Below are 2805 nucleotides of genomic sequence, written 5' to 3'. Positions count from 1 at the left end.
GCCTGCGCTTCGCCATCCGCGAAGGCGGCCGCACCGTCGGCTCCGGCGTCGTGTCGAAAATCCTCGCGTAAGCGACACCGCCAAAACAAGCGTGAGGTGCGCAGATAATGCGCACCTTATCCTTTCGGGCCCGATGAAGGGGCAGGGTGGTCCTGTTTCTTCCTCTCGGCTCCAATGCCAAATCTTGGCGCCAATAAAGGCTAAGACCAATGCAAAGCCAAAATATTCGCATTCGGCTCAAGGCGTTTGACTATCGTGTGCTGGACGCGTCCACACAAGAGATCGTCAACACCGCCAAACGCACCGGTGCAGATGTGCGCGGGCCGATCCCGCTGCCGAACAAGATCGAGAAATTCACCGTTCTGCGTGGCCCCCACGTGAACAAGAAATCCCGCGATCAGTTCGAAATCCGGACGCATAAGCGTCTGCTCGACATCGTTGATCCGACCCCCCAGACCGTGGACGCGCTGATGAAGCTCGACCTCGCCGCTGGTGTGGATGTCGAGATCAAGCTGCAAGCGTAAGGAGGGCACGAACAGATGCGCTCTGGTATCATTGCAAAGAAAGTGGGCATGACCCGTGTGTTCCAGGAAGACGGCAAGCAGATCCCTGTGACCGTTCTTCAGCTGGAAAACCTGCAGGTTGTGGCTCAGCGTACCGCAGACAGCCACGGCTACACCGCCGTTCAGCTGGGTGCAGGCACCGCCAAAACCAACCGTGTGTCCAAGGCGATGCGCGGCCATTTCGCCACGGCCAATGTTGCGCCCAAGCGCAAGGTGGCTGAATTCCGCGTGTCCGAGGACAACCTCATCGCCGTTGGTGAAGAGATCTCGGCGGAGCATTTCGTCGAAGGCCAAAAGGTCGACGTGTCCGGCACGTCCATCGGTAAAGGTTTTGCCGGTGCGATGAAGCGGCACAATTTCGGCGGTCTGCGGGCCTCGCACGGTGTGTCGATCTCGCACCGTTCGCACGGCTCCACCGGTCAGTGTCAGGATCCCGGCAAGGTGTTCAAGGGCAAGAAAATGGCTGGTCACATGGGCGCCGTCCGCGTGACCACGCAGAACCTCGAAGTCGTGAAAACCGACGCCGATCGTGGCCTGATCATGATCAAGGGCGCGGTTCCGGGCTCCAAGGGTGGCTGGGTCACCGTCAAGGACGCGGTCAAGAAAGCGCTGCCCGAGAACGTGCCGTTCCCGGCCGGTCTGAAGGCTGCAGCCGCAACCGAAGCTCCCGCAGAAGAAGCACCTGCGGAAGGGGGTGACGCATGAAACTCGACGTGATCAAACTCGACGGCGGTTCTGCCGGTTCGGTTGAGCTGGATGATGCGCTGTTCGGTCTTGAGCCGCGCGCCGATATACTGCACCGCGTGGTCCGCTGGCAGCGTAACAACGCGCAGGCCGGTACGCACAAGGTCAAGACGCGCTCGGAAACCAGCTACTCGACCAAGAAGATCTATCGCCAGAAGGGCACCGGCGGCGCACGCCACGGTGACCGTAATGCGCCGATCTTCCGCAAGGGTGGTATCTACAAGGGTCCGACCCCGCGTAGCCACGGCCACGATCTGCCCAAGAAGGTCCGCAAGCTGGGCCTGATGCACGCGCTCTCCGCCAAGGCGAAAGCCGGTCAGCTCGTGGTGATCGAATCCGCCGCAGCCGAAGGCAAAACCAGCGCCCTGGCCAAACAGGTCAAGGAACTGGGCTGGAAGCGCGCGCTGATCATCGACGGGGCCGAGGTCAACGAAGGTTTCGCGCAGGCCGCGCGCAACATCGACGGTCTCGACATCCTGCCGTCCATGGGCGCAAACGTTTATGACATCCTCAAGCGTGACACCCTGGTGATCACCAAGGCGGGTGTCGAAGCACTGGAGGCTCGTCTGAAATGAGTGCCAAGGCAGAACATTACGATGTGATCCGCAAGCCGATCATCACCGAGAAATCCACCATGGCGTCTGAAAACGGCGCGGTGGTGTTCGAAGTGTCGATCGACGCCGCCAAACCGCAGATCAAGGAAGCCGTTGAGGCGCTCTTTGGTGTGAAGGTCAAAGCGGTGAACACCACGATCACCAAGGGCAAAGTCAAGCGTTTCCGCGGCCAGTTGGGCAAGCGGAAAGACGTGAAGAAAGCCTATGTGACGCTCGAAGAGGGCAACACGATCGACGTGACCACCGGTCTCTGATCGGGCTTACGCCTACGAACATGGGAAACCCCGGGCTGGCAACAGTCCGGGGTTTTTCTTTTGCACTGGGATCAAAGCGGCACGTCGTCATAGCTCCGCTTGGTGCCCATGGGGTTGGCCATCCGTTTCATCATGCGGGCGGCCTCTTCGGTATATTGCTGCACGGCCTTTTGGTAGAATTCCGTCTGCACCTGCAAAAGCTCCATCGGGGTTTTGCAGTTCATCATGGCCTGCTGGGCTTCCATGTCCTGTTGCAGACGCTCCGAGACGAAGCGCGCACTTTCGGTCATGATCTCCTGCCAGACGGCGGGGGCCATGGGGGTGAAGGCCATCATCGCGTCGGTCAGGGCGGAGGCGTCGGTCTTGGATTGCTTGGCTTTGGCCATGTCATTGGCTCCTTTTCATGCGTGTGGCCCCGAGAAGGGGGCTTGATGGCGGGAGACTAGCATGTGGCAGGGCGGGGGGCTTTGATCTGGATCGTGTGGGGTGGCTCAAACCGAGAGCAGAGCACCCTGAGCTACTCCCCAGTGTTTGGACAGTGTTCAGCGTAAATTAAGCTACTCTTTGCTCCTGCTGACCTGATTGGGTTTCGTCTTTTCTTAGCCAGTAGACCACGGCTGGGGGTTTGCC

6 protein-coding genes are annotated in these 2805 nt (G+C 59.9%); 5 read left to right on the top strand and 1 reads right to left on the bottom strand.

Annotation, left to right across the window (positions count from 1 at the left end; translation table 11 throughout):
- The 5 genes from PGB28_RS21350 to PGB28_RS21240 all read left to right on the top strand — a co-directional run.
- Positions 1-71 (top strand): EF-Tu C-terminal domain-related protein (locus PGB28_RS21350; protein ID WP_408636282.1); only part of this gene is annotated, 71 nt, incomplete at its 5' end.
- Positions 72-209: 138 nt separating this feature from the next.
- Positions 210-524 carry a 30S ribosomal protein S10 gene (rpsJ, locus tag PGB28_RS21255; protein ID WP_271423507.1) on the top strand — a complete coding sequence of 105 codons (315 nt, stop codon included), beginning with the start codon at positions 210-212 and terminating at the stop codon, positions 522-524.
- Between the two features lie 15 nt (positions 525-539).
- On the top strand, positions 540-1268 hold the full coding sequence (gene rplC, locus PGB28_RS21250; RefSeq protein ID WP_271423506.1) for a 50S ribosomal protein L3: 729 nt from the start codon (positions 540-542) through the stop codon (positions 1266-1268).
- Entirely contained in the window at positions 1265-1882 is a 618-nt protein-coding gene (rplD, locus tag PGB28_RS21245) for a 50S ribosomal protein L4 (protein ID WP_271423505.1), read from the top strand. Before rplC ends, rplD begins: the two co-directional genes overlap by 4 nt.
- A complete protein-coding gene (locus PGB28_RS21240; protein WP_271423504.1) occupies positions 1879-2175 on the top strand; it encodes a 50S ribosomal protein L23 in 297 nt (98 codons plus the stop codon). Before rplD ends, PGB28_RS21240 begins: the two co-directional genes overlap by 4 nt.
- A 71-nt stretch (positions 2176-2246) precedes the next feature.
- Here the strand turns inward: PGB28_RS21240 and PGB28_RS21235 are convergent, their stop codons facing one another.
- The gene (locus tag PGB28_RS21235; protein ID WP_271423503.1) at positions 2247-2561 is read right to left on the bottom strand and encodes a phasin family protein; all 315 of its coding nucleotides are present in this window, start codon (positions 2559-2561) and stop codon (positions 2247-2249) included.
- Between the last annotated feature and the right edge of the window lie 244 nt (positions 2562-2805).

The sequence above is a fragment of the Primorskyibacter aestuariivivens genome (assembly GCF_028023675.1).
Classification (GTDB): domain Bacteria; phylum Pseudomonadota; class Alphaproteobacteria; order Rhodobacterales; family Rhodobacteraceae; genus Marinovum; species Marinovum aestuariivivens.
Note: the sequence above shows the minus strand (reverse complement) of the source record. Positions and strands in the feature narration are given on the sequence as shown.